Origin of the sequence: Mycolicibacterium pyrenivorans (assembly GCF_025821625.1) — a bacterium.
Lineage (GTDB): Bacteria > Actinomycetota > Actinomycetes > Mycobacteriales > Mycobacteriaceae > Mycobacterium > Mycobacterium pyrenivorans.
The window spans coordinates 86,760-111,374 of the sequence record NZ_JACKSH010000026.1 but is presented as its reverse complement, the minus strand read 5'-3'; the positions used below and the strand labels follow the sequence as shown (position 1 = coordinate 111,374).

The following is a 24,615-nucleotide window of genomic DNA, read 5'->3' as shown; positions in this document are numbered from 1 at the left end:
ACGCCACCTCGGCGGCGGGGGCTTCGCGTGTCGCCAAAAGATCTGGCGGAGGTGTAAGAGTCCCCTCAATAGGGTTTGCGGAGCCAACGGCACCACTACGCTGACCTGCGATGAGACGATACTCTGCAATCCTCGTAAGATTGCTGATGGCAGTCGCGCTAACCACTTTGCTGGTATCGCCTGCGGCAAGGAGTCAGCCTCCCGACACCGGTGGTGTGTCCGCCGCGCCGACCCTTCCGCTGGCGCAGCTCGGGGCGGCGGCCGATCTGGCGTTTTACGGTATCCAGGGCACCGAGATCCTGAACGTCCCGGTACCGCCGGGACTGGAACCTGTCGCGCTGAACGCAATCACGCAACTGCCTGTCAATGTGCGGAGCGCGACTATCACCGTCATGCAGGGCGAGCGCACGATCGCCCGGGTCGACGCCCCGCCAGGGGATCGTGCCCCCGTCGTCATCCCACTCGCGGGTGCGGCGATAGTGGACAACGCGGTGAGCCTGACCTTGCGGACCTACATCCTTCCGGTCGACGGGTACTGCCTGGATCCGACCAACCCGCTGCGATTGTCCGACGGCAGCGTGACGTTCGCCGGCGTGGAACAGGTCCCGGTCACGGTGGCCGACTTCCTGCCCCCGGTGTTGCGTCAGCTCACCGTCTTCGTCGATGCGCAACCGTCCCAGGCGGAGTCGGATGCGGCGGTCCGGTTGGTGACGGCAGTCGCCGCACACTACGGCACCCAGTACCCCGACATCGCGGTCGCTCCGCTGGCCGAGGGGCAGGCCGCTCCTGCCGAACCGTCGGCGCCGCTGCAACGGCACATCGTCATCAGGGAGGCCGCCGACGTCGGCGTCTCGCTGCTGGGCTCCGGCGGGGTGCCCGCGCTGCTCGTCGCCGGTCCGGCCGAGCAGCTGGGCAACCAGAGCCGGTTGCTCACCAGCGATCTCGATCGCCTCGCGATCGCCTCCAAGGCCGTTGCCGGACCGTTGGCTTCGACGCCGCAGCTGCCGGGTGACCAGACGACGCTGCGCAGGCTGGGGCAGCCGGGGGTCAATGCCACCGCGCTGTCGCCGCAGGTCGGGATCGGCCTCGACCAGACCCGCCTGGGCCGCTCGGCGCACGGTGTCCGGGTCCATCTGCGCGGGTCCTACACCCCACTGCCCGAATCCATCGGCGGACAGTTGGTGGCCTCGATCGCCGGGGACACCGTCGACCGCTGGCCTGCTGACCCGTCGGGCACGATCGATCGCTGGGTCGACGTCCCCGATGATCTCCTGCAGCGGTACACCACCCTCGCGCTGAGACTCGACATCAGCGGAAACACCGGCCGTTGCGGCGAGTTCCAGCCGTTGACGCTGACCATCGACGGTGACAGCCCGGTGCTGACCAGCCCCGCGCAGCCGCCCGTTCCGGGAGGCTTCCAGTCGCTGCCACAGGCGCTGATGCCGCGCACCGTGGTGGGCATCGACGGTGGACTGGACGACACCAGAAGGGCCGCCGCGATCATGGTCGGGTTGCAGCGACTCAGCGCACTGCCGATCGACACCACGGTGATGCCGTTGCAGGATGCGATCGCCGGCGGCGGGCCCGCGGTCCTGATCAGTCCCGGCGGGTGGACCGAGGACGGGATCGACCTCCCGGTCGCGGCCGACGCCGACGGTGAGCTCACCGTCGAGCGGGCCGACGCGCCGGGGGAGACGACCACCCTGCGCCTCGACCCGGTGCTGGGTTTCGGCTCGCTGCAGGTGGTCCACGACGGTCGGCGCAGCATGCTGATCGCCACGTCGACCGGGGCGTCCGAGCAGCTGGACGCGCTGCTGGTCTGGCTCGGCCAGAACCCCCAGCGCTGGTCCAATGTCGACGGCACGGCGCTCATCGGCGCGCCGGGCAGGCAACCGGTCGTCGTCGACACCACCGCCGACGTCGAAACCGGAGCGCAGGCCGAGACGTCGACTGGACGGCCGTGGTGGGTCTGGGCGGCAGTGGCCGTTGCCGCGTCGCTGGTCGTATTGGCCATCGGGTTTGTTGTGTTGCGCGCCAGGCGAACCCGAGATCGGCAATGACAGCCACCGCCGTAGCCGCTGCACCGGAGGGTCGACGAAGTGCCCTCCAGCGGTATTACGGTCTGCCTCCCGCCTATCGGCTGACCGTCCGCTGGACCTTCATCGCGGTGCTCACCGGCGTCGCGTTCCACCGCAGCATCCTGAGTCTGGTCGAGGTCGCCCGCAACGGCAGCATCGGGAGTTTCGTGTGGACGGTGCCCGCCGCGGCGATCCTCGTGGCGGTGGCGATCGCGCGGCGCAAGCGTACCGAGTTGCCGATCCACGATCGCCAGACCGACGTCATCGTCGGGATCATGGGGCTCGGCCTGGCGTTGATGGTCCAGGGCGTCCTGTTGCCGCGGTATGCGCTCTACTTCCATCTGCTGCGGCTCGACCTGTTCGCGATGTGGCTGTTCGTGTCCTGTTCGGCCGTGTTGCTGTTCGGCCTGCGTCCCGTCATCCGCTTCGCGTGGGTGTGGGTGATGGTGCTCCTGATGATCCTCACCCTGCCGTACTACCTCGTCGTGATCACGCTCGGCGGGGGCAAGGTGGCGGCGGGCACCGCGGCGCTGCTCATCGCGGGCCTCGGAGCAGGCATCGCCGGCGGACCTTCCTACCGGCGAGGCGCTCTCGCCTCGCTGGCAGCCTGGGTCGTCGGCTTCGTCGTGCTGGCGGTGATCGCGGTCTTCTTCACCGACGCCCCGGTGCTCGTGTACCAGGAAGTGCCGGCCCTCACGGCGCTCTGTGTCGTCGGCCTGGCGATGTTCTTCATCTCCCGGCGGGGGCAACCCAAGCGCGTCCTCGACCGCAAGGTCGAACCCCTTGCCGCCAAGCAGGTGTGGAGCGCCGTGCCACTGGTGACCACCGCGGCGGTGGCGCTGTCGTTGTTCCCACTGCCCATCTCTCCTATCTCGGGGATCTTCAGCCGACCGAGCCAATACCCGCTGGCCAACGGGATGCCACTCGTCGCGCCACCAGGCTGGTCGACCTCCGGAGCGATCACCCGAATCCCCGTCAACCGGCTCTACGGAGCCGACGCCGTGCTGGTCCGCCAGCGAATGACCGCCGATGTCGGCAGCCCGCGATGGGACAAGTACGGCAGGCCGAGGACCGTCGTCGTCGACAGCACGGTGAGCGACGAGTCGTTCGCACTGGTGATGTATCCGGCGCGGGTGCTCTACGGCCTGACGTCGGCCCGGATCAGCGAGGTGCGCGACGTGGACCTCGGCAACGGTGTGATCGGCAACCTCATCTCGGTGGTCGACGACCAGCTGCTGGTGACGTGGAATGCGATGCAGTTCGCTTGGGAGGACGGCGATCTCGCCCAGCGCGTGACGATGTTCGCCGTCGACAACCACGAGCCGGAGGCCCCCTTTCCCGAGCCCACCCAGAATCTCCTTCCTACGGTGCGGACGTTGATCACCTTGCTGTTTCGGGGCAATGACGTACTCAGGCAGAGCACGCCGACGTTCAAGGACGCCGAGCTGCTGTCCCAGTTCGGTCGGGCGCTGGTCGCGGCTCAGCTCGGACCCGCGCCGTGAGAGCCACCGGGCAACGACCGGTGCTCGATCCGACGGTGCCGTCGGACCGGGAGTACGCGCTGCGGCGTGCGATCGACGGGCTGCGCGACGACGACCCGATGCGGTCCGCGTCGATCCCGGTGACCGGTTGGCAACGCGTGGTGCTGTGGTCGTCGCTGGTGATCATCATCGGCTGCGCCGGGTGGCAGCCGATGGCCACCGCGGTGGTCCTCATCGGGCTGTGCACGGCGGCCTATCTGCTGACGATGACCGACCGAGTGCTCATCTTCCGGCAGGGTCTGGCCTCCCGGGCAATCGTCATCTCCGACGAAAGGGCCCGCGGGATACCGGACGACGAACTGCCGCCCTACACGGTGCTGGTGCCCGCCTACAACGAGCCGGAGGTGGTCGGCGACCTCATCGGTGCGATGGCCGCGATCGAATACCCGCGCGACAAGCTGCAGGTGCTGCTGCTGCTCGAAGCCGACGACGATGTCACGATCGCGGCGGCGCAGGAATGCGCCGAATCGGATGCCATCACGATCCTGCTTGTGCCGCCCGCAGATCCCCGCACCAAACCGAAGGCGTGCAACTACGGTCTGCACTTCGCGACCGGTGAGATCGTGACGATCTTCGACGCCGAGGACCTTCCCGAACCCCTGCAGTTACGCCGCGTGGTCGCCGCGTTCCACGACCTGCCCGACGACGTCGCGTGCATCCAGGCGAAACTGGTGTATCACAACGGCCACCAGAACATCCTGACCGGATGGTTCACCGCCGAGTACGGCTTGTGGTTCGGCTATCTGCTGCCCGGGATGATGGGATCGACATCCCCGATTCCGTTGGGCGGCACGTCGAACCACCTTCGTCGCAAGGTCCTCGATGAGATCGGTGCGTGGGATCCGTTCAACGTCACCGAGGATGCCGACCTCGGCCTGCGCATCGCCGCGTGTGGCTACCGCACCGCAGTGATCGACTCGAACACCCTCGAGGAGGCCAACAGCGACCCGATCAACTGGGTGCGTCAGCGGTCGCGCTGGTACAAGGGTTATCTGCAGACATGGCTGGTTCACATCCGTCGGCCGGTGGGGTTGTACCGCACGCTGGGTCTGCGCAGCTTCGTGCGGTTCAACCTGGTGCTGGGCGGAACCCCGGTGGTCGCCGTCCTGAACCTGGTGTTCTGGCTCATCACGCTGGTGTGGTTCCTCGGCCAGCCCCCTGTGGTCGAAGAGGTGTTCCCTCCCTACATCTACTTTCCGGCGCTCATCGCCCTCGTGCTGGGTAACGGGGCGACGATGTACATGAACCTCATCGCGTTGCGCGAGGACGACCGGTCCGATCTGCTCCTCGCCGGTCTGACGGTGCCGGTGTTCTGGGTGATGATGAGCGTCGCCGCGGCCAAGGGCTGCTACCAGATGATCCGCAGCCCGTCATACTGGGAGAAGACCTTTCACGGCCTCGCCGTGAAACCCGCCGGGGCGGAGAGCGGTCCTTGACCCGCGGGCCGTCCCGGCGGCAGATGATGGTCGCGGTCTACACCGTGACGTGCGCGATCTACGTCGGGGTCGGCTTCTGGCTGCAGGTGCAGCACGGGTTCATCCTGGGTGACGCGCTGTCGCGGGTGACGGCCGCGCAGTCCGTCCTGTTCAGCCGCGATCCGCACCTTGCGGCCATCGGCTTCATCTTCACCCCGCTGACCGCGATGCTCCAGCTGCCCGCGCTGCTGCTCACCCCGGTCTGGCCGGAGATCACCGAACGCGCGTTCGCGGCGACCCTCGTCTCGGCCGTCTTCATGGCCGGCGCCGTCGTCCAGATCCTCGGCATGGGTCTGGACCGGGGGCTGCCGCGCGTCTACGCGCTGGCGATCACGGCGATCTTCGCGCTGAACCCGATGATCGTGTTCTACGGCGCGAACGGGATGAGCGAGGCGCCCTTCATCTTCTTCATGTCCTGGGCCGTCCGCAGATTGATGCTGTGGATGGTCGACGATGACGTGCACCACCTGATCACCGCGGGCGGAATCGCCATGGGGCTGGCGTATCTCACCCGCTACGACGCGGTGGCGTGCATCGCGGCCGCGGGCGTGCTGGTCGGCGTGACCACCTACCGTCGCGCCCGGTCGGCGCCCCGCATCCGGCGGGCACTGCTGGACACGATCCTGGTCAGCGGACCCGGCGTCGGAGCATTCGTCGGCTGGGCGGCGGTCAGCTGGCTGATCACGGGCGAGGCGTTCGCGCAGTTCACGTCGCAGTACGGCAACACCGCGATCCTGGAGCAGTCGGGAACGGTCGCCACGACCTTCGGCGGCGGCCTGGCGTTCGCCGCCGTCTGCATCATGCTGCTGGCTCCCACCCTGATACCCATCGCGCTGTGGGCCGCCGCGCGGCGCCGGGGCACACCCGGCTGGCCGGTGCTGCTCGTGCCGCTGTCGATCTACGGTGCGGCACTGGCCTTTCAGGCATACAGCTACGCCTCGGGTTCGACGTTCCCGTTCCTGCGGTTCTACATCATCGCCGTGCCGTTGACGGCGTGCCTTGCCGTGCTGGCGGTACCCGAGGGAATCGGCCTGGCCTCCAAGCGACGGGGCCGGTACGCGCCGCCGGCGGCCGCGGTCAATCATCGGCGCCGGTCGCGGGCGCCGTACGCAGCGGTGGCGCTGCTGTTCGCGGTCAGCCTTCCGGTCACCGCCTGGGGGATGAGCCTGCCGAAGTACGCGCCGCAGGAGTACGCGCTGGGCGCGGTGTTGGCGCCCGACCCCGACAACGTCACCGAACGCAAGGCGCTCGAGCACCGGATCGCCGCGAGCTTCTCGACCGAACGCAAGATCGCCGACTATCTTGACGGCCTGCACCTCCCGGAGAGCTCGGTCATCACCGACACCGTGTACGGGTTCGCGATACTGGCCGCCTCAGACAAGCCCAGGACGTTCGTCATCCCGTCGGACCCCGACTTCACCGAGCTGCTCAACGAGCCGTCGCTGGGCGGCATTCGGTACCTGCTGGCGGTGCCGCCGACGGGGCGCGGCGTCTCCGACGCGTTGAACCTTCGTTACCCCACGTTGTACGAGACCGGCGCGGACATCGCCACTCTCGAGCTCGAGATCCCCAACGACGGTGACAGCCAACCTGATTGGCGCCTGTACCGGGTGAACGAGCCGCCGCCGGGCAGGCAGTGACACCGCGAGAGGGTCAATACACGCGCCCGGCACGTGCGTCGCGGTAATCTGTCGACGATCGCGAACACCTCGCGAGGATGGAGACGGGCCGGTTATGACGACGGAGTTCAACGGCAAGATCGAGGTCGACATCCGGGATTCCGAGCCGGACTGGGGACCCTACGCGGCTCCGAAGGCGCAACCGGATGCGCCCAACGTCCTCTACCTCGTGTGGGACGACGTCGGCATCGCCACCTGGGACTGCTTCGGGGGACTGGTCGAGATGCCCACGATGAGCCGCATCGCCGAACGCGGAGTGCGCCTTTCACAGTTCCACACCACCGCGCTGTGCTCGCCGACCCGGGCGTCGCTGCTGACCGGTCGCAACGCGACCACGGTGGGCATGGCGATGGTGGAGGAGTTCACCGAGGGCTTCCCCGGCATCAACGGGCGAATCCCCGAGGAGACCGCGCTGATCTCGGAGGTGCTCGCCGAGAACGGCTACAACACCTACTGCGTGGGTAAGTGGCACCTGACGCCGATCGAGGAGTCCAACCTCGCCGCCACCAGGCGGCACTGGCCGCTGTCGCGCGGTTTCGAGCGGTTCTACGGTTTCATGGGCGGTGAGACCGACCAGTGGTATCCCGAGCTGATCTACGACGGCCACCCCGTGGAAGCACCGGCGACCCCCGAGGAGGGCTACCACCTCTCCAAGGACATCGCCGACAAGACAATCGAATTCATCCGGGATTCGACGATGATCGCCCCCGACAAGCCATGGTTCTCGTATGTGTGTCCCGGGGCGGGGCACGCGCCGCATCACGTGCCCAAGGAATGGGCCGACCGCTACGCCGGCAAGTTCGACATGGGATACGAGCGCTACCGCGAGATCGCGCTGGAGAACCAGAAGAGGCTCGGCATCGTGCCTCCGGACACCGAACTGTCGGCGGTCAACCCGTACTCGGATGTCACCGGACCCAACGGCGAACCGTGGCCCGCGCAGGACACCGTGCGACCCTGGGAATCGCTCGGCGAGCAGGAGAAACGGCTGTTCGCCCGCATGGCCGAGGTGTTCGCCGGGTTCCTGTCCTACACCGACGCCCAAATCGGCCGCATCCTCGACTATCTGGAGGAGTCCGGACAACTGGACAACACCATCATCGTCGTCATCTCCGACAACGGGGCCAGCGGGGAGGGTGGGCCCGATGGCTCGGTCAACGAAGCCAAGTTCTTCAACGGCTACCTCGACTCCGTCGAGGACAGCATGCGGTTCATCGACGAGTTGGGTTCTCCGACCACGTTCGGCCACTATCCGATCGGCTGGGCGATGGCCTTCAACACGCCCTACAAGCTCTACAAGCGTTACGCCTCCCACGGGGGCGGCATCGCCGATGCCGCAATCATCTCCTGGCCCAACGGGATCGCCGCGCACGGTGAGGTGCGCGACAACTTCGTCAACGTCTGTGACATCACCCCGACGGTGTACGACCTGCTGCAGATCACCCCGCCCGCCACCGTCAGGAGGGTTCCGCAGAAGTCGCTCGACGGTGTCAGTTTCAAGGTGGCCCTTGATGATCCAGCCGCGCCCACCGGTAAGGAGACCCAGTTCTACACCATGCTCGGCACCCGGGGCATCTGGCACAGAGGCTGGTTCGCCAACGCGGTCCATCCCGCCGCTCCGTCGGGGTGGTCACATTTCGACAAGGACCGCTGGGAGCTCTACCACATCGACTCGGACCGCAGCCAGTGCCACGATCTGGCCGCCGAGAATCCCGACAAGCTCGCCGAACTGCAGGCGCTGTGGTTCTCCGAGGCCGCCAAGTACAACGGGCTTCCGCTGTCAGACCTCGGCGTGTTCGAGATGATCGGGCGGTGGCGGCCGTCGCTGGCCGGTGATCGTTCGAGCTATCTGTATTACCCGCACACCGCGCCGGTTGCGGTGGGGGCGTGTGTGGAGATCCAGGGCCGTTCCTTCTCGGTGCTGGCCGAGGTGTCCGTGGACAGCGACGAGGTGCAGGGCGTGCTGTTCAAGCAGGGCGCCGGCCATGGCGGCTACGTGCTGTTCATCGCCGACGGTCGACTGCAGTTCGTCTACAACTTCTTCGGGGAACAGGAGCAGTGGGTCGCTTCTCCCGAGCCGGTGCCACTGGGCAACCGCACCCTCGGTGTCGGCTACGCCCGAACGGGAACGCTCGACGGCAGTCACACGCCGGTCGGCGAGGCGACCCTGTACATCGACGGCGCCGCAGTCGCCACCCTGCAGGACGTGAAAGCCCACCCCTTCACGTTCGGGCTCGCCGGCGGCGGGGTCAGCGTGGGACGCAATCTCGGACAAGAGGTTTCGCAGGCCTACCGGGCGCCGTTCGCGTTCAGCGGTGGCACCATCACGCAGGTCACCGTCGATGTCTCCGGCGCTCCGTACTCCGATCTGGAGCGCGACGTCGCACGAGCATTCGCCAAGGACTGACGGTGCCCACCCGCGCGGGCCCGGCGGCGCTGCCGGTGTGGGTGGCCATCATCTTGTCGTCGGCGTGCGTCGTGCCGGCGTGCACGCGGTCCAGCGACGGTGTGCCCACGGCGGCCGAACGCGAGGTGACGACGACCGAGACCTCCGAGGCTGCCCCGCCGAGCCCCGGCCAGTGGGACGATTCGGAACCCGGCGTCGTCCCCACGACGCAGCCACCGGCACCGGCAGGCACAGTCTCTGTGCCGCCCGTCCTTCCCCCGGTCAGGACCGTCGCCCAGGTATCCGACCCCGGCGCTCCCACGGCCACCGTGGGCGTGCCGGACGGCTGGTCGATGTCGTCGGGCAACGGCGATCCCGAGGGTGCCCGGCTCGAGGGGCCCGAAGGGATGGAGGCCGTCGTCACGATCACCCCGACGCCGCTCGATCCCGCGTTCCGCGAGTACGTCGACGCCCTCACCGAGGATGCGACCGTCAGCACGGTCAGCACGCTGCCCGGCGAGCTGTGCGGCTACAGCGGTCAGAAGCTGATGGGCATGTTGTCCGACAACGCGCAATCGGTGGAATACGAGGACCGAATCGTGCACGTGGACACCGCGGCGCAGGACTACTTGATCGTCGTTCACGTCGAGGCGCCCTCCGGTACGCCCGGATTCGACGATGCGGCGTCGGTGCTGACCGGGGATTTCGAGATCGGCCTACGCTGAGCGGCATGCTCACCGAGCTCGTCGAGTTGGACGGCGGGTCGTTCCGCATGGGGTCCACGAAGTTCTACCCAGAAGAGGCGCCCGCGCACACGGTCACCGTCGCGGCCTTCGCGGTGGAACGGCATCCGGTCACCAACGCCCAGTTCGGCGCGTTCGTCGCCGACACCGGCTACCGCACCGTCGCCGAGGTGCCCCCGGACCCGGCACTGTTCCCCGGTGCCGACCCGCAGGACCTGGTGCCCGGCGCGCTGGTGTTCAGGCCGACGGACGGCCCTGTCGATCTCCGTGACTGGCGGCAGTGGTGGGCCTGGACACCTGGGGCGAACTGGCGGCATCCGTTCGGTCCGGACAGTTCGGTCGAGGGCATGTCCGAGCATCCGGTGGTGCAGGTGTGTTACACCGACGCCGCCGCCTACGCCCGGTGGGCGGGCCGGCGGCTGCCCAGCGAAGCGGAATGGGAGTTCGCCGCCCGAGGCGGGTCGACGACCACGTACCCGTGGGGCGAGGAGGCCACGCCCGGCGGGCAGTTGATGGCCAACACATGGCAGGGCAGGTTCCCGTACCGCAACGACGGCGCGCTGGGCTGGAGGGGCACCTCGCCCGTCGGCTCGTTCCCGCCGAACTCCTACGGGCTGGTCGACATGATCGGCAACGTGTGGGAGTGGACGACCACCCGCTTCACCGGCCACCACGCGATCGGGCGTCCGGTGGAGGCGTGCTGCGGTCCGGCGGTCCCCGATCCACAGTTGAGCCAGGCGCTGAAGGGCGGTTCACACCTGTGCGCCCCGGAGTACTGCCACCGCTACCGGCCGGCCGCCCGTTCGCCGCAGTCGCAGGACAGCGCGACGACCCATATCGGCTTCCGCTGCGTGGTGTCGCCCTGAACCGACCGCCGCGGGTGGGCGATTTGGAGCATTCCCTCAGCTCACCTAGTATATGGGGGTTGCCTTGGGCAGACCTCGGACTTCTTTCACAGAAGACCCTGCGTGCCCTTGGGTGACAAAGACCGCGTACGTCAGGGTCGGTAATCCTGCGTGCATACAGAAACCAGGTCAGGAGATCGAGTGATTCAGCAGGAATCGCGTCTCAAGGTCGCCGACAACACGGGCGCCAAGGAGATCTTGTGCATCCGCGTGCTCGGCGGCTCGGGACGACGCTACGCCGGCATCGGTGATGTCATCGTGGCGACCGTCAAGGACGCCATCCCGGGCGGCAACGTCAAGCGCGGCGACGTCGTCAAGGCCGTCATCGTGCGCACCGTCAAGGAGCGCCGGCGCGCCGACGGCAGCTACATCAAGTTCGATGAGAACGCCGCCGTCATCATCAAGCCCGACAACGACCCGCGCGGCACCCGCATCTTCGGGCCGGTCGGTCGCGAACTGCGCGAGAAGCGCTTCATGAAGATCGTCTCGCTCGCCCCGGAGGTGTTGTAGATGAAGGTCCGCAAGGGCGACACGGTGCTCGTGATCTCGGGCAAGGACAAGGGCGCCAAGGGCAAGGTCCTGGTGGCCTACCCGGAGCGCAACAAGGTGCTCGTCGAGGGCGTCAACCGGATCAAGAAGCACACCCCCGAATCACGCACGGAGCGCGGCGCGTCCTCCGGCGGCATCGTCACCCAGGAGGCGCCGATCTCCGTCAGCAACGTGATGGTGATCGATGCCGACGGCAAGCCCACCCGTGTCGGCTACCGCAAGGACGACGAGTCCGGCAAGAGCGTGCGGGTGGCCAAGAGCAATGGCAAGGACCTGTGAAATGACCACCACTGAACAGAAGACCCTGCCGCGCCTCAAGCAGCGCTACCGCGAGGAGATCCGCGACTCGCTGCAGAAGGAGTTCGGCTACGCCAACGTCATGCAGATCCCCGGCGTGATGAAGGTCGTGGTGAACATGGGTGTCGGTGACGCCGCCCGCGACGCCAAGCTGATCAACGGTGCGGTCAACGACCTGGCCCTGATCACCGGCCAGAAGCCCGAGATCCGCAAGGCCCGCAAGTCCATCGCGCAGTTCAAGCTCCGCGAGGGCATGCCGATCGGGGCGCGGGTCACGCTGCGCGGCGATCGGATGTGGGAGTTCCTCGACCGGTTGACGTCGATCGCGCTGCCGCGTATCCGCGACTTCCGTGGCCTGAACCCCAAGCAGTTCGACGGCACCGGCAACTACACGTTCGGCCTCAACGAGCAGTCGATGTTCCACGAGATCAACATCGACGACATCGACCGGCCCCGCGGCATGGACATCACCGTCGTCACCTCGGCGACGACCGACGACGAAGGACGAGCGCTGCTGCGGGCGCTGGGCTTTCCGTTCAAGGAGAACTGAGCAGATGGCAAAGAAGGCTCTGGTCAACAAGGCCAACAAGAAGCCCAAGTTCAAGGTGCGGGGTTACACGCGCTGCAACAGGTGCGGTCGCCCGCACGCCGTGTTCCGCAAGTTCGGCCTGTGCCGAATCTGCCTGCGGGAGATGGCACACGCCGGCGAACTGCCCGGTGTGCAGAAGTCCAGCTGGTAACAACCAGATTCGTACTCAACTAACAGGTTGCGGTAGGCCTCCGAAAACTCCTCACGGAGGAACCGCCGCGAGAAAGGTGAACCGGCTGTCATGACCATGACGGATCCGATCGCAGACTTCCTCACGCGTCTGCGCAACGCCAATTCGGCGTACCACGACGAAGTGACCCTGCCGCACAGCAAGATCAAGGCCAACATCGCCGAGATCCTCAAGTCGGAGGGCTACATCACCGACTTCCGCACCGAGGATGCCCGCGTGGGCAAATCGCTGGTGGTGCAACTGAAGTACGGACCGAGCCGGGAGCGCAGCATCGCCGGCCTGCGCCGGGTGTCCAAGCCCGGTCTGCGCGTGTACGCGAAGTCCACCAATCTGCCGCGGGTGCTGGGTGGCCTCGGCGTGGCGATCATCTCCACGTCGTCGGGCCTGCTCACCGACCGCCAGGCAGCACGACAAGGCGTGGGCGGCGAAGTCCTCGCGTTCGTCTGGTAGCGGGAGGAGAACCACAATGTCGCGTATTGGAAAGCAGCCGGTTGCGATTCCCGCGGGAGTCGACGTGACCATCGACGGTCAGAACGTGTCCGTCAAGGGCCCCAAGGGAACCCTCGAACTGTCAGTCGCCGAGCCGATCACGGTGTCGCGCGATGACGACGGCGCCGTCGTGGTGGCCCGTCCCGACGACGAGCGGCGAAACCGCTCGCTGCACGGGCTGTCCCGGACGTTGGTGGCCAACCTGGTCACCGGTGTGACCGAGGGCTACACCACCAAGATGGAGATCTTCGGCGTCGGCTACCGCGTGGTGGCCAAGGGCAACACCCTGGAGTTCGCGCTGGGATACAGCCACCCGGTGATCATCGAGGCGCCGGAGGGCATCACCTTCGCGGTGGAGACGCCCACCAAGTTCTCGATCTCGGGGATCGACAAGCAAAAGGTCGGACAGATCTCGGCGAACATCCGCCGCCTGCGCCGCCCGGACCCGTACAAGGGCAAGGGCGTTCGCTACGAGGGTGAGCAGATCCGTCGCAAGGTCGGAAAGACGGGTAAGTAACTCATGGCTACCAACACCAAGGACACCGTGCGCAAGCCGGTGGGACAGAACATCAGCGAGGCGCGGCGTACGTCGCGGCTGCGCAGGCACGCACGGTTGCGCAAGAAGGTCTCCGGCACCGCGCAGCGGCCCCGCCTGGTGGTCAACCGTTCGGCGCGGCACATCCACGTGCAGTTGGTCGACGACCTGGACGGCGTGACGCTGGCCGCGGCGTCGTCGATCGAGGCCGACGTGCGTGCCCTCGACGGGGACAAGAAGGCCCACAGCACCCGGGTCGGGCAGCTCATCGCCGAGCGTGCGAAGGCCGCGGGCATCGACGAGGTCGTGTTCGACCGCGGCGGATACACCTACGGTGGACGGATCGCCGCGCTGGCCGACGCCGCGCGCGAAGGCGGGCTGAAGTTCTAGTGAAGACCGTTCCAGTGAAGACCGAGAGGATTGCATGATGGCCGAGCAGGCTGTTGGAGCCGGCGGGCCGTCGAGCTCCGATAACAGGGGCGGACGCTCCGATGACCGTGGCGGCCGTGGCCGCCGTGACGACCGCGGTGGTCGTGGCGGCCGCGACGGCGGTGACAAGAGCAACTACATCGAGCGCGTCGTGGCGATCAACCGCGTGTCCAAGGTGGTCAAGGGCGGTCGCCGGTTCAGCTTCACCGCGCTGGTGATCGTCGGCGACGGCGCGGGCATGGTCGGTGTCGGATACGGCAAGGCCAAGGAAGTCCCCGCCGCGATCGCCAAGGGTGTCGAAGAGGCACGCAAGGGCTTCTTCCGCGTCCCGCTCATCGGCGGCACCATCGTGCACCCGGTGCAAGGTGAGGCCGCGGCCGGTGTCGTGATGCTGCGTCCGGCCAGCCCCGGTACCGGTGTGATCGCCGGCGGTGCGGCACGTGCGGTACTGGAATGCGCCGGCGTGCACGACATCCTGGCCAAGTCGCTGGGCAGCGACAACGCGATCAACGTCGTGCACGCGACCGTTGCCGCGCTGAAGATGCTGCAGCGTCCCGAAGAGGTCGCGGCCCGCCGCGGCCTGCCGATCGAAGACGTAGCGCCCGCGGGGATGCTCAGGGCCCGCCGTGAGGCGGAGGCACTGGCCGCCAGCGCAGCGCGTGAGGGAACGGCTTAACCACCATGGCAGAACTCAAGATCACCCAGGTGCGCAGCACCATCGGTGCGCGCTGGAAGCAGCGTGAGTCCCTGAGGACTCTCGGTCTGCGCAAGATCCGCCAGTCCGTGGTTCGGGAGGACAGCCCCCAGACCCGCGGACTGATCAAAGCCGTCCACCACCTCGTGACGGTTGAGGAGGTCTGAACACGTGACAATCAAGCTGCACGACCTGCGCCCGGCACCGGGTTCGAAGACTGCGAAGACCCGCGTGGGCCGCGGCGAGGGCTCCAAGGGCAAGACCGCGGGCCGCGGTACGAAGGGCACCAAGGCACGCAAGAACGTCCCCGCGACGTTCGAGGGTGGCCAGATGCCGATCCACATGCGGCTGCCGAAGCTCAAGGGCTTCAAGAACCGCTTCCGCACCGAGTACGACGTCGTCAATGTCGGTGACCTCAACAAGGCGTTCCCCGATGGCGGCACCGTCGGCGTCGACGAGTTGGTGGCCAAGGGCCTGGTCCGCAAGAACGCGTTGGTCAAGGTGCTCGGCGACGGCAAGCTGACCGCCAAGGTCGACGTGACGGCGAACAAGTTCAGCGGCAGCGCCCGCGAGGCGATCACATCCGCGGGCGGATCATGTACCGAAGCCGCAGGCGGCACCGCCACCGAGCTGTAATCCGGTCGTAGCCAAGGAGCCCCCGTCCGACGCGTGTCGGGCTCGGGGGCTTCTTGCATGCGGTCGCCGTAACGACAGGTGCCGCCACCGCGATTAGACTTTGCGTGCCGACACCGAGGAGTAGTTCATGATCCGTCACCGTCGAGCCATCGCCGCAGCGATGGCCGCCGCCGGTTTCTCGATGGTCGCCGCCGTCCCGTCGGCTCACGCCGAGACGGCCGACGAGCGGTTCACCCAGGTTGTCGGTTCGCTCGGCATTCGGACGGCACCCGACACCGATCTGCCCGCGGTGGGGCAGCAGGTCTGCGACATGCTCACCACCGGAGTGACGGGCAACGTCAACCCGGTGCCCGCGGTGCGTGGCGTGGTCACGACCTTGGCGAGCAACGGCATGAGCCGCGAACAGGCCGTCGGCCTGATGAAGGCCTCGGTGGCCATCTACTGCCCGCAGCACGCCCGGTTCGTGGGTCGCTAGGTTCACGCCGGAAGCCGCACCCCGCGGCGTCGGTAGGCTGAATCGCATGTTCTCCTTCCTCCCCGGCGTCCCCGGCACCGACGACATCCGGGCGCTCGCCCGCAGGGTCGACACCGCCCGCCACCACGGCGTTCCGAACGGCTGCATCCTCGAACTGGATCTGCAGTCGGTGCCCCAGGAGACCAGTGGCTTCGACCCGCTGGTGCTGATAAACGGGGCGGGTAAGCCGCTGCTGCTGCGGGAGGCCGTCGAGGCCGTTCACCGTGCCGCCGAGGATCCGCGGGTCGCCGGTCTGATCGCCCGAATCCAGATCCCGGCCGCCTCGCCCGGCCCGGTCCAGGAACTGCGTGAGGCGATCGTGGCGTTCTCTGCCGCCAAGCCGTCCGTCGCCTGGGCCGAGACCTATCCGGGCACGCTGTCGTACTACCTGGCCTCGGGTTTCGGCGAGGTGTGGATGCAGCCGTCGGGCACCGTCGGGTTGGTCGGGTTCGCCACCAGCGCGCTGTTCCTGCGCGACGCGCTCGCCAAGGCGGGAGTCGAGGCGCAGTTCATCGCGCGCGGTGAATACAAGTCGGCGGCAAACGTTTTCACCCAGGACAGCTACACCGATTCCCATCGCGAGGCCGACAGCCGGCTGCTCGAGAGCCTGCATGCCCAGGTGTGGGAGGCGGTGGCGGCCTCGCGCAACATCGACGCGACCGCGTTGGACGCGCTGGCCGACAAGGCGCCGCTGCTGCGCGACGACGCGGTGACCGCGGGGCTGGTCGACCGCATCGGGTTCCGCGACGAGGCCTACGCGCGGATCGCGCAGCTCAGCGACTCGGACCTGGGCTCCGACGCGGATCCCGACGGCGACGACGCGCCGCCGAGGTTGTTTCTCGCGCGCTACGCCAGGGCCAAAGGGCCGTCGGTGTCGGTGCCCGGGCTCAAGGGCAGGAAGACGATCGCGGTCGTCACCCTCGCCGGACCGATCGTCAGCGGACGTGGCCGTCAGATGTCGCCGCTGGGCTCCCCGAGCGCCGGGGGCGACACCATCGCCGCGGCGCTGCGCGAGGCGGTCGCCGACGAGGACGTCGCCGCGATCGTGCTGCGGGTCGACAGTCCCGGTGGGTCGGTGACGGGGTCGGAGACCGTCTGGCGGGAAGTCGTCCGCGCCCGCGAGGCCGGCAAGCCGGTGGTCGCGTCGATGGGCGCGGTCGCGGCGTCGGGCGGTTACTACGTCTCGATGGCCGCCGACGAGATCGTCGCCAACCCCGGCACCATCACCGGATCGATCGGCGTGGTCACGGGCAAGCTGGTGGCGCGTGAACTGAAGGGGCGCTTGGGCGTCGGCTCCGACAGCGTGCGCACCAACACCAACGCCGACGCGTGGTCGGTCAACGCTCCGTTCACCGATGAGCAGCATGCCCAGGTGGTGGCCGAGGCGGACCTGTTCTACACCGACTTCGTCCAGCGGGTCGCCGACGGTCGCGACATGACCGTCGAGGAGGTCGAGGGGGTGGCCCGCGGCCGGGTGTGGACGGGGGCCGACGCCGCCGAGCGCGGCCTGGTCGACGAACTCGGCGGGCTGCGCACCGCGGTCCGGCGGGCGAAGGTGCTCGCCGGGATCGATCCCGACGACAAGGTCACGGTGAGGAACCTGCCCGGCTCCTCGCTGCGGGACATGTTGCGGCCCAGACCTTCTTCGCAGCCTGCCGCCGCGTCCCTGCCCGACGCGGTGGGCGCGGTGCTGGTGGCCGCGGTCACCGGAGCGGTCGACGGCACGCAGCGGTCGCTGAGCGGGACCAACGCCCTGTGGCTCGGCGGCTGGCGGTTCTAGCCCGCCAGCCTCGCGCTGACGTACACGATCTCGCCCAGCACGTCGTCGTCCTCCGCCGCCGGCACGGGCAGCCCGAACTGCCCGAACAACTCGTCGCGGGGAACACCGTCTACCTGCCAACGACTTTCGCGCAGGTAGTCCATCACGTGGCTGCGCTGACCCGCGTACACCAGCGAGCCCATGTCGATGTCAAGGCCTTGTTCGGTCAGCGGTGCCGTCATCTCGCGAGCCTTCTCGGCGTCGAAGTCGATGATGCCGGGCGCATACTCGGTGCCCACCGTGCTGCCGGGGGCGGAGTGGCGGGTGATCAGGTCGAACAGGTGATCCTGGGCCTCGGGTGGCAGGTAGATGAGCAGCCCTTCGACGAGCCAGGCGGTCGGTCGGGAGGCGTCGAATCCTGCCTCCTGCAACGCCGCCGGCCAGTCCTCGCGCAGATCGATCGCCACCGTCCGCCGGGTGGCGGTCGGTGCGGCGCCGAGGTCGGCCAGCGTCTGCGACTTGAACGCGATCACGTCGGGCTGGTCGATCTCGTAGACGACGGTGCCGTCGGGCCACGGCAACCGGTAGGCCCGGGCGTCGAGTCCGGAGGCCAGGATGACCACCTGCCGCACGCCGATGGCGGTCGCGGCCGTCAGGTGGTCGTCGAAGAATTTGGTGCGCACCGCCATCGCGTCGATCATCGACTGCACGCGCTCGGGTGCGCCCCCGGGTATCCGGGACAGGTCCATGTCGCCGTCGAGCATGGCGGTGAAGAAGTCCAGCCCGACCGCGCGCACCAGCGGTGCGGCGAACGGATCGTCGATCAGCCCCCGCGGGTCGGCGGACGCGATCGCGCGGCCCGCGGCGACCATCGTCGCCGTCGCACCCACGCTGGACGCGAGGTCCCACGAATCATCACCGGTGCGGGTCATCAGGACACCCCCCCAGCTCCGCCGACAGGTAACCGGAAACACCGATCATCGCCCGCAGATGGTCGGCCGGCGGCGCGAAACCGTTGGCGGCGTAGGCATCCGCGTTCGGCAGCACCGACACCTGCCATCCGAGCTCGCGCAGTTGGTCGGCGGCGGAGTTGCGCGGACCGCTGTAGAACAGCTCGGTCAGGTCGATGTCGCTGCCGTGCCTGCGTGCGCGCTCGGTCATCGCCTTGGCCCAATCCCCGGTCAGCGCTTGGGCATCCATGTGTTCGGTGGCCAGCCGGCTGCCAGGTGCGCTGAGCGCGGTGATGTCGGCCAGCAGCCGGTCCTGGGCCTCGGGGGGCAGATAGATCAAGAGTCCCTCGGCGATCCACGCCGTCGGGGCGGCCGTGTCGAAACCGCACTCCCGCAGGACTGTCGGCCAGTTCTCCCGCAGATCGATGCCGACGGTGCGGCGGTCGGCGGCAGGCGTCGCGCCGGCTTGGGCAAGGACCCGGGTCTTGAACTCGATGACGCTGGGTTGGTCGATCTCGAACACCACAGTGCCGTCGGGCCAGGGCAGCCGGTAGGCCCTGGTGTCCAGACCGGAGGCCAGGATCACCGCCTGCCGGATGCCCGCATCTACCGCGGCGGCGAAGAAGCCGTCGAAGTACCGGGTGCGCACCGCGATGTGCTCGCGCATCTGCTCGGCGCCGAAGAGCGGGTCGTCACCGAAGTCGATCTCACCGCGGGCGACCGCGACGAAGTGGGGCAGGCCGACGGCCTCCACCAGGGTGGCGGCATACGGATCGCTGATCAACGGGTCGGGCTCACGGCTGGCGAAGGCACGAGACGCCGCCACCGACGTGGCGGTGGCGCCGACGCTGGAGGCGAGGTCCCAGCGGTCGCGCTCGGAACGTGCCATCATCGCCGTCTCTTACTTGGTGGCGGTGACGTAGACGACGTCGGCGAACCCTTCGCCCTCGTCGAGAGGCACCAGCCCGTACCGCGTCAGCAGATCGTTGGTCGGTGCGGCCGCCACCGCCCAACCCTGCCGCTGGACGTATTCGGTGACCTCGGCGCGCTCACCCAGGAAGATCAGCTCGGAGAAGTCCAGGTCGAAACCGTGGCTGCGCCACTGGCTGGACGATTCCCTCATCCGCTCGCGGAGCTCCTCCTGGTCGACGTCCCCGTGCGAGGGCACCCCCTCGGCCGCCAGGCGGCTGCCCGGGGCGCTGAGTTCGGTGATCTGGTCGAGCAGCCGGTCCTGCGCTTCGGGGGGCAGGTAACCGAACAGGCCCTCGGCGATCCAGGCCGTCGGCCGTGCCGCGTCGAAGCCCGCGTCGGCGAGCGCGGCGGGCCAATCCTGTCGCAGGTCGACGGCGACGGTCCGCAGCTCGGTGGTGGGGTGCGCGCCGAGCCCGGCCAACGTCGTCGCCTTGAACGTGATCACCTCGGGCTGGTCGATCTCGAACAGCACCATGTCCTGCGGCCACGTCAGGCGGTACGCCCTGGCGTCCAGCCCGGACGCCAGGATCACGGCCTGCCGGATGCCCGCGGCGGTGGCGGCGGCGAAGAAGTCGTCGAAGAACCGGGTGCGCGCGGCCATCCCGTCGGCGAAGCGGCCCATCCCGACCGGGGACTGGCCGTCGTGGCCGCCGTCGAGGTCTGCTGCGGTGAACTCGCCGCCGGCCAGCCGGGTGAAGAAGTCGATGCCGACGGCGCGCACCAGCGGTTCGGCGAACGGATCGTCGATCACGGGGTCCTCGGCTCTGGACGCCACCGCCCGGGCTGCGGCGACCATCGTCGCGGTCGCGCCCACGCTGGAGGCGAGGTCCCATGTGTCGTTCTCGGTGCGTGCCACTGCGGTCCCCTGTGCAGAAATCGGTGTTACTTAGGTGTGTTAACGAGCTGATTCCGACTGTACGCCCCGAAACTCCGGCCGCCCTGTCGGCGAGATTCGGATTCGGGCGCGGCAAGATGCAACTGTTAGTCTCGTAGACTGTCTGAACGCGCGACTGTGCAGGCCGTTTACCTGCTCGTGCCGTCGCGCGCACGACTTGACCCATACCTGACTAACACCGCTGGTCACACCAGCCAATGAGCACGCCGCGATCGTAGCCCGGCCGTGCAGGAGGAAAGAGTGCTCTCGGCTTTCATCTCTTCGCTCAGAACACCAGACCTGAGACGGAAGATCCTGTTCACGTTGGGCATCGTGATCCTGTACCGCGTCGGTGCGTCGATCCCGTCTCCCGGTGTCAACTACCCCAACGTCCAGCAGTGCATCGCCCAGGTCAGCGGGGGTGAGTCCGGGCAGATCTACTCGCTGATCAACCTGTTCTCCGGTGGCGCCCTGCTGCAGCTGTCCGTGTTCGCGGTGGGCATCATGCCCTACATCACCGCGAGCATCATCGTGCAGCTGCTGACGGTCGTCATCCCGCGCTTCGAACAGTTGCGCAAGGAGGGGCAGGCCGGCCAGACCAAGATGACGCAGTACACCAGGTACCTGGCGATCGCGCTGGCGATCCTGCAGGCCACCAGCATCGTGGCGCTGGCCGCCAACGGTGGCCTGCTGCAGGGCTGCACCCTCGACATCATCCAGGGCCAGGGTGAGGGCCTGAACATCACGACGTTGGCCGTGATGGTCATCGTGATGACCGCGGGCGCGGCGCTGGTGATGTGGATGGGCGAGCTCGCCACGGAGCGCGGCGTCGGCAACGGCATGTCACTGTTGATCTTCGCCAGCATCGCCTCCGCCATCCCCGGCGAGGGCAAGAACATCCTCGACAGCCGTGGCGGCATGGTCTTCACGTTCGTCTGCATCGCGGCGCTGATCATCGTCATCGGCGTGGTCTTCGTCGAGCAGGGGCAGCGCCGCATCCCGGTGCAGTACGCCAAGCGCATGGTGGGCCGCAAGATGTACGGCGGCACCTCGACGTACCTGCCGCTCAAGGTCAACCAGGCGGGCGTCATCCCGGTCATCTTCGCGTCATCGCTGATCTACATCCCGCACCTGATCACGCAGCTGATCAGCAGCGGCAGCGCCACCCCGAACACCGGGTGGTGGCAGACGTTCGTCGCCGAGTACCTGACCGACCCGAGCAGCCCGGTGTACATCGCGATCTACTTCGGTCTGATCATCTTCTTCACGTACTTCTACGTGTCGATCACGTTCAACCCCGACGACCGCGCGGACGAGATGAAGAAGTACGGCGGCTTCATCCCGGGCATCCGGCCGGGCAAGCCGACCGCGGACTACCTGCGGTTCGTGTTGTCCAGGATCACCCTGCCGGGCTCGATCTACCTGGGTGTCATCGCGGTCCTGCCGAACATGTTCCTGCAGATCGGCAACACCGGTGCCGTGCAGAACCTGCCCTTCGGCGGCACCGCGGTCCTCATTGCGGTCGGCGTCGGCCTGGACACCGTCAAGCAAATCGAAAGCCAGCTGATGCAGCGCAATTACGAAGGTTTCTTGAAGTGAGAGGGTTCCTAAGTTGAGAATCGTGTTGTTGGGGCCCCCCGGCGCGGGCAAGGGCACGCAGGCGCAGAAGCTGGCCGAGAAGCTCGGGGTCCCGCAGATCTCGACCGGCGACCTGTTCCGGTACAACATCACCAACGGCACCGAGCTCGGGCTGGAAGCCAAGAAGTACCTCGACGCCGGCGACCTCGTTCCGGCCACGCTGACCAACGCTCTGGTCGACGACCGCCTCAACGACGAGGACGCCGTCAACGGGTTCATCCTGGACGGCTTCCCGCGGTCGGTCGAGCAGGCCAAGGCGCTCGACGAGATGCTCGCCAAGCGCGACCTGTCGCTGGACGCGGTGCTGGAGTTCCGGGTGCCCGAAGAGGAGCTCGTCTCCCGGCTCAAGGGCCGGGGCCGCGCCGACGACACCGAGGACGTCATCCGCAACCGGTTCAAGGTGTACCGCGACGAGACCGCGCCGCTGCTGGACTACTACAGCGAGACCCTGGCCACCGTCGACGCCGTCGGCGAGCTCGACGAAGTGTTCTCCCGGGCGCTGAAGGCGCTCGGCCGCTAGCACCGGTGATGGTTTCCCTGCCCGGCCTGCGAGGCCGCAAGGTGGTCCCGCAACGCAGCGCCGGCGAACTCGACGCGATGGCCGCCGCGGGCGCCCTGGTCGCCGCGGCCCTCGCGGCGGTGCAGCGCGCCGCCGCCCCCGGCGTGTCCACCCTCGAGCTCGACGCGGTTGCCGAAGCGGTGATCCGCGACGGCGGCGGTATTCCGTCGTTCCTCGGCTACCACGGTTTCCCCGCCTCCATCTGTTCCTCGGTCAACGACCGCGTGGTGCACGGCATCCCGTCGGCCGCCGAGAAGCTCAGCGCCGGGGACCTGGTGTCGATCGACTGCGGCGCCATCCTCGACGGCTGGCACGGCGACTCGGCGTTCACCTTCGGCGTCGGTGCGGTCATCCCCGTCGACGAGGCACTGTCTGCCGCGACTCGCGAATCCATGGAGGCCGGCATCGCGGCGATGGTGCCCGGCAACCGCCTCACCGACGTCTCCCACGCCATCGAGCGCGGAACCCGGGCCGCCGAGAAACGCTTCGACCGCAAGTTCGGCATCGTCGCCGGATACGGCGGTCACGGCATCGGGCGGGAGATGCACATGGACCCGTTCCTGCCCAACGAGGGTTCCCCCGGGCGCGGGCCCTACCTGGCGCCGGGTTCGGTGCTGGCGATCGAACCGATGCTGACCCTCGGGACCACGAAGACCATCGTGCTCTCCGACGAATGGACCGTGGTGACCGCCGACGGGTCGCGTGCCGCACACTGGGAGCACACCGTCGCCGTCACCGACGACGGACCCCGGATCCTGACCGCCGGGTGATCTGCGCGGCTCAGCCGCGGCGCTTGAACTGATCTGCCGCCGGCGTCGTGTTCATGGCGGAGGCCGGCATCAGTGAACGAGGGGCGACATTGAACCGCGGCGACGATCCCGAGGCAGCCATGATGCGGGTGCTCTACAACGAGCACGCCACCGCGTTGTGGCGGTACGCGCTGCGGCTCACCGGCGACCGGGTGCGCGCCGAGGACGTGGTCCAGGAGACGCTGCTGCGGGCCTGGCGCCATCCTGACGTCACCGCCGACGAGGAGCGATCCGCCCGCGCCTGGTTGTTCACGGTGGCCCGCAACATGATCATCGACGAACGTCGAAGCGCCAGGTTCCGGCATGAAACCGGCATTCCGGATCCCGAACAGGTGGCCGAGGGTGCCTCCCCCGACGAGGTCGACACCGCACTGGACCGGATCCTGCTGAGCACGGTGCTCGGGCAGTTGTCGGACGAACACCGTGCGGTGGTGCGCAGGGCCTACTACCAGGGACTGACCACCCGGCAGATCGCGGCCGACCTCCAGATCCCGGAGGGCACCGTGAAATCCCGGTTGCACTACGCGGTTCGCGCGTTACGACTCGGACTACAGGAGATGGGGGTGACTCGATGACGATGGTCGACAACGACCCCTACCTGACATGGGATGCCGCCTACGTCCTTGGAGCCTTGCCCGGCGACGAACGCCGCGAGTACGAAGAACACCTGTCGGGCTGCCCCCGGTGCCGCTCGGCGGTCGCCGAACTCGGCGGCATCCCGGGACTGCTGGCGATGCTCGACCTCGACGAGGTGAGTGCGCTCGACGAGCTCGACCGGGACGAGCCCGACCCGCCGCTGCGTCCGGAGGTGTTGCAGGCCGTGCTCGCCAAGGTCAGTGGGCGCAGGCGCCGCGCCCGGTGGATGACGTCGGCGGCCGTCGGGTTGGCCGCCGCGCTGCTGGCCGTCGGGCTGGTCATCGTGATCCGTCCGGAGACGATCGGCCTGCAGACCGGGACCAGCGAGCAGGCCGGCGCGCAGATGCTCGAGATGACCAAGGTGTCGGACACCCCGATCAACGCCAGCATCGCGGTGACCGGCTACGGCTGGGGCACCCGCATCGACATGGCCTGCAGCTACGGCGACTGGGGCCGCCGTGACGCACCGCCGCAGAACCTCGGCATGGTGGTGGTCGGCCACGACGGCAGCCGGTCGGAGATCGCGACCTGGCTCGGCCTGTCGGGTGCGACCGCGTTGCCCAGCGGCACCACCCCCATGCCTGTGGAGGAAATCGCTGCCGTGCAGATGGTTTCGTCCCCCGACGGCAAGGTGCTGCTCGAAAAGCAGTTGTGAACCGGGATCCCGGTGAACCAAACCACGACGGGGG

27 protein-coding genes are annotated in these 24,615 nt (G+C 68.0%); 24 read left to right on the top strand and 3 right to left on the bottom strand.

All coding sequences use genetic code 11. From position 1 onward, the window contains the following. Positions 1-215 precede the first annotated feature (215 nt). The 19 genes from H7I57_RS04245 to sppA all read left to right on the top strand — a co-directional run bounded on the left by H7I57_RS04245 (position 216) and on the right by sppA (position 17,509). On the top strand, positions 216-2,060 hold the full coding sequence (locus tag H7I57_RS04245; RefSeq protein WP_264022054.1) for a cellulose biosynthesis cyclic di-GMP-binding regulatory protein BcsB: 1,845 nt from the start codon (positions 216-218) through the stop codon (positions 2,058-2,060). Next, a complete protein-coding gene (locus H7I57_RS04240) occupies positions 2,057-3,580 on the top strand; it encodes a hypothetical protein (protein WP_264022052.1) in 1,524 nt (507 codons plus the stop codon). The genes H7I57_RS04245 and H7I57_RS04240 overlap by 4 nt, the downstream gene beginning before the upstream one ends. Beyond that, positions 3,577-5,055, top strand: coding sequence for a glycosyltransferase (locus tag H7I57_RS04235; RefSeq protein ID WP_264022051.1), 1,479 nt, complete (start codon positions 3,577-3,579; stop codon positions 5,053-5,055). Before H7I57_RS04240 ends, H7I57_RS04235 begins: the two co-directional genes overlap by 4 nt. A 23-nt stretch (positions 5,056-5,078) precedes the next feature. After that, the gene (locus H7I57_RS04230; RefSeq protein ID WP_372510119.1) at positions 5,079-6,734 is read left to right on the top strand and encodes an ArnT family glycosyltransferase; all 1,656 of its coding nucleotides are present in this window, start codon (positions 5,079-5,081) and stop codon (positions 6,732-6,734) included. A 94-nt stretch (positions 6,735-6,828) separates the two neighbouring features. Further along, on the top strand, positions 6,829-9,180 hold the full coding sequence (locus H7I57_RS04225) for an arylsulfatase (RefSeq protein ID WP_264022048.1): 2,352 nt from the start codon (positions 6,829-6,831) through the stop codon (positions 9,178-9,180). 2 nt (positions 9,181-9,182) lie between these two features. Continuing rightward, on the top strand, positions 9,183-9,884 hold the full coding sequence (locus H7I57_RS04220; protein WP_264022047.1) for a hypothetical protein: 702 nt from the start codon (positions 9,183-9,185) through the stop codon (positions 9,882-9,884). A 5-nt stretch (positions 9,885-9,889) separates the two neighbouring features. After that, positions 9,890-10,768: a formylglycine-generating enzyme family protein gene (locus H7I57_RS04215; RefSeq protein ID WP_264022046.1), complete on the top strand. Its 879-nt coding sequence runs from the start codon at positions 9,890-9,892 to the stop codon at positions 10,766-10,768. Between the two features lie 180 nt (positions 10,769-10,948). Further along, on the top strand, positions 10,949-11,317 hold the full coding sequence (gene rplN, locus H7I57_RS04210) for a 50S ribosomal protein L14 (protein WP_137148880.1): 369 nt from the start codon (positions 10,949-10,951) through the stop codon (positions 11,315-11,317). Continuing rightward, on the top strand, positions 11,318-11,635 hold the full coding sequence (gene rplX / locus H7I57_RS04205) for a 50S ribosomal protein L24 (protein WP_264022045.1): 318 nt from the start codon (positions 11,318-11,320) through the stop codon (positions 11,633-11,635). It abuts the gene before it with no gap. A 1-nt stretch (position 11,636) separates the two neighbouring features. Beyond that, a complete protein-coding gene (gene rplE / locus H7I57_RS04200; protein ID WP_264022043.1) occupies positions 11,637-12,203 on the top strand; it encodes a 50S ribosomal protein L5 in 567 nt (188 codons plus the stop codon). A gap of 4 nt (positions 12,204-12,207) precedes the next feature. Then, positions 12,208-12,393 carry a type Z 30S ribosomal protein S14 gene (locus H7I57_RS04195; protein ID WP_011778599.1) on the top strand — a complete coding sequence of 62 codons (186 nt, stop codon included), beginning with the start codon at positions 12,208-12,210 and terminating at the stop codon, positions 12,391-12,393. 90 nt (positions 12,394-12,483) lie between these two features. Further along, positions 12,484-12,882, top strand: coding sequence for a 30S ribosomal protein S8 (gene rpsH, locus H7I57_RS04190; protein WP_264022042.1), 399 nt, complete (start codon positions 12,484-12,486; stop codon positions 12,880-12,882). Between the two features lie 16 nt (positions 12,883-12,898). After that, a complete protein-coding gene (gene rplF, locus H7I57_RS04185) occupies positions 12,899-13,438 on the top strand; it encodes a 50S ribosomal protein L6 (RefSeq protein WP_264022041.1) in 540 nt (179 codons plus the stop codon). Between the two features lie 3 nt (positions 13,439-13,441). Continuing rightward, positions 13,442-13,846 carry a 50S ribosomal protein L18 gene (gene rplR / locus H7I57_RS04180; protein WP_275080855.1) on the top strand — a complete coding sequence of 135 codons (405 nt, stop codon included), beginning with the start codon at positions 13,442-13,444 and terminating at the stop codon, positions 13,844-13,846. A 37-nt stretch (positions 13,847-13,883) separates the two neighbouring features. Further along, positions 13,884-14,561, top strand: coding sequence for a 30S ribosomal protein S5 (gene rpsE / locus H7I57_RS04175; RefSeq protein WP_264022040.1), 678 nt, complete (start codon positions 13,884-13,886; stop codon positions 14,559-14,561). 5 nt (positions 14,562-14,566) lie between these two features. Further along, entirely contained in the window at positions 14,567-14,746 is a 180-nt protein-coding gene (gene rpmD / locus H7I57_RS04170; RefSeq protein ID WP_264022039.1) for a 50S ribosomal protein L30, read from the top strand. Between the two features lie 4 nt (positions 14,747-14,750). Continuing rightward, complete coding sequence (gene rplO, locus H7I57_RS04165) at positions 14,751-15,215, top strand: 50S ribosomal protein L15 (RefSeq protein ID WP_264022038.1); 465 nt, start codon at positions 14,751-14,753, stop codon at positions 15,213-15,215. 127 nt (positions 15,216-15,342) lie between these two features. Next, complete coding sequence (locus tag H7I57_RS04160; RefSeq protein WP_264022037.1) at positions 15,343-15,690, top strand: DUF732 domain-containing protein; 348 nt, start codon at positions 15,343-15,345, stop codon at positions 15,688-15,690. A gap of 46 nt (positions 15,691-15,736) precedes the next feature. Further along, positions 15,737-17,509 (top strand): signal peptide peptidase SppA, encoded by a 1,773-nt coding sequence (gene sppA, locus H7I57_RS04155; RefSeq protein WP_264022036.1) that lies wholly within the window; start codon positions 15,737-15,739, stop codon positions 17,507-17,509. Here sppA and H7I57_RS04150 read toward each other — a convergent pair. The 3 genes from H7I57_RS04150 to H7I57_RS04140 are packed head-to-tail and all read right to left on the bottom strand — an operon-like array spanning position 17,506 to position 20,266. After that, the gene (locus tag H7I57_RS04150; RefSeq protein ID WP_264022035.1) at positions 17,506-18,420 is read right to left on the bottom strand and encodes a class I SAM-dependent methyltransferase; all 915 of its coding nucleotides are present in this window, start codon (positions 18,418-18,420) and stop codon (positions 17,506-17,508) included. The two genes, sppA and H7I57_RS04150, sit on opposite strands and share 4 nt — an antisense overlap. Next, complete coding sequence (locus H7I57_RS04145; RefSeq protein WP_264022114.1) at positions 18,404-19,327, bottom strand: class I SAM-dependent methyltransferase; 924 nt, start codon at positions 19,325-19,327, stop codon at positions 18,404-18,406. The genes H7I57_RS04150 and H7I57_RS04145 overlap by 17 nt, the downstream gene beginning before the upstream one ends. Positions 19,328-19,339: 12 nt before the next feature. Then, on the bottom strand, positions 19,340-20,266 hold the full coding sequence (locus H7I57_RS04140) for an SAM-dependent methyltransferase (RefSeq protein ID WP_264022034.1): 927 nt from the start codon (positions 20,264-20,266) through the stop codon (positions 19,340-19,342). A 279-nt stretch (positions 20,267-20,545) separates the two neighbouring features. Here H7I57_RS04140 and secY point away from each other — a divergent pair, with 279 nt between their 5' ends. From secY to H7I57_RS04115, 5 genes are read left to right on the top strand one after another with little or no spacing between them, the layout of a single operon-like run. Then, the gene (gene secY / locus H7I57_RS04135) at positions 20,546-21,883 is read left to right on the top strand and encodes a preprotein translocase subunit SecY (protein ID WP_264022033.1); all 1,338 of its coding nucleotides are present in this window, start codon (positions 20,546-20,548) and stop codon (positions 21,881-21,883) included. Positions 21,884-21,896: 13 nt separating this feature from the next. Next, positions 21,897-22,442, top strand: coding sequence for an adenylate kinase (locus tag H7I57_RS04130; protein ID WP_264022031.1), 546 nt, complete (start codon positions 21,897-21,899; stop codon positions 22,440-22,442). A gap of 8 nt (positions 22,443-22,450) precedes the next feature. Then, on the top strand, positions 22,451-23,251 hold the full coding sequence (gene map / locus H7I57_RS04125) for a type I methionyl aminopeptidase (RefSeq protein WP_264022030.1): 801 nt from the start codon (positions 22,451-22,453) through the stop codon (positions 23,249-23,251). Positions 23,252-23,304: 53 nt separating this feature from the next. Next, positions 23,305-23,865, top strand: a complete 561-nt coding sequence (locus tag H7I57_RS04120; protein WP_264022029.1) for a sigma-70 family RNA polymerase sigma factor — start codon at positions 23,305-23,307, stop codon at positions 23,863-23,865. 2 nt (positions 23,866-23,867) lie between these two features. Next, positions 23,868-24,581 carry an anti-sigma factor family protein gene (locus tag H7I57_RS04115; protein ID WP_264022113.1) on the top strand — a complete coding sequence of 238 codons (714 nt, stop codon included), beginning with the start codon at positions 23,868-23,870 and terminating at the stop codon, positions 24,579-24,581. Positions 24,582-24,615: the final 34 nt, after the last annotated feature.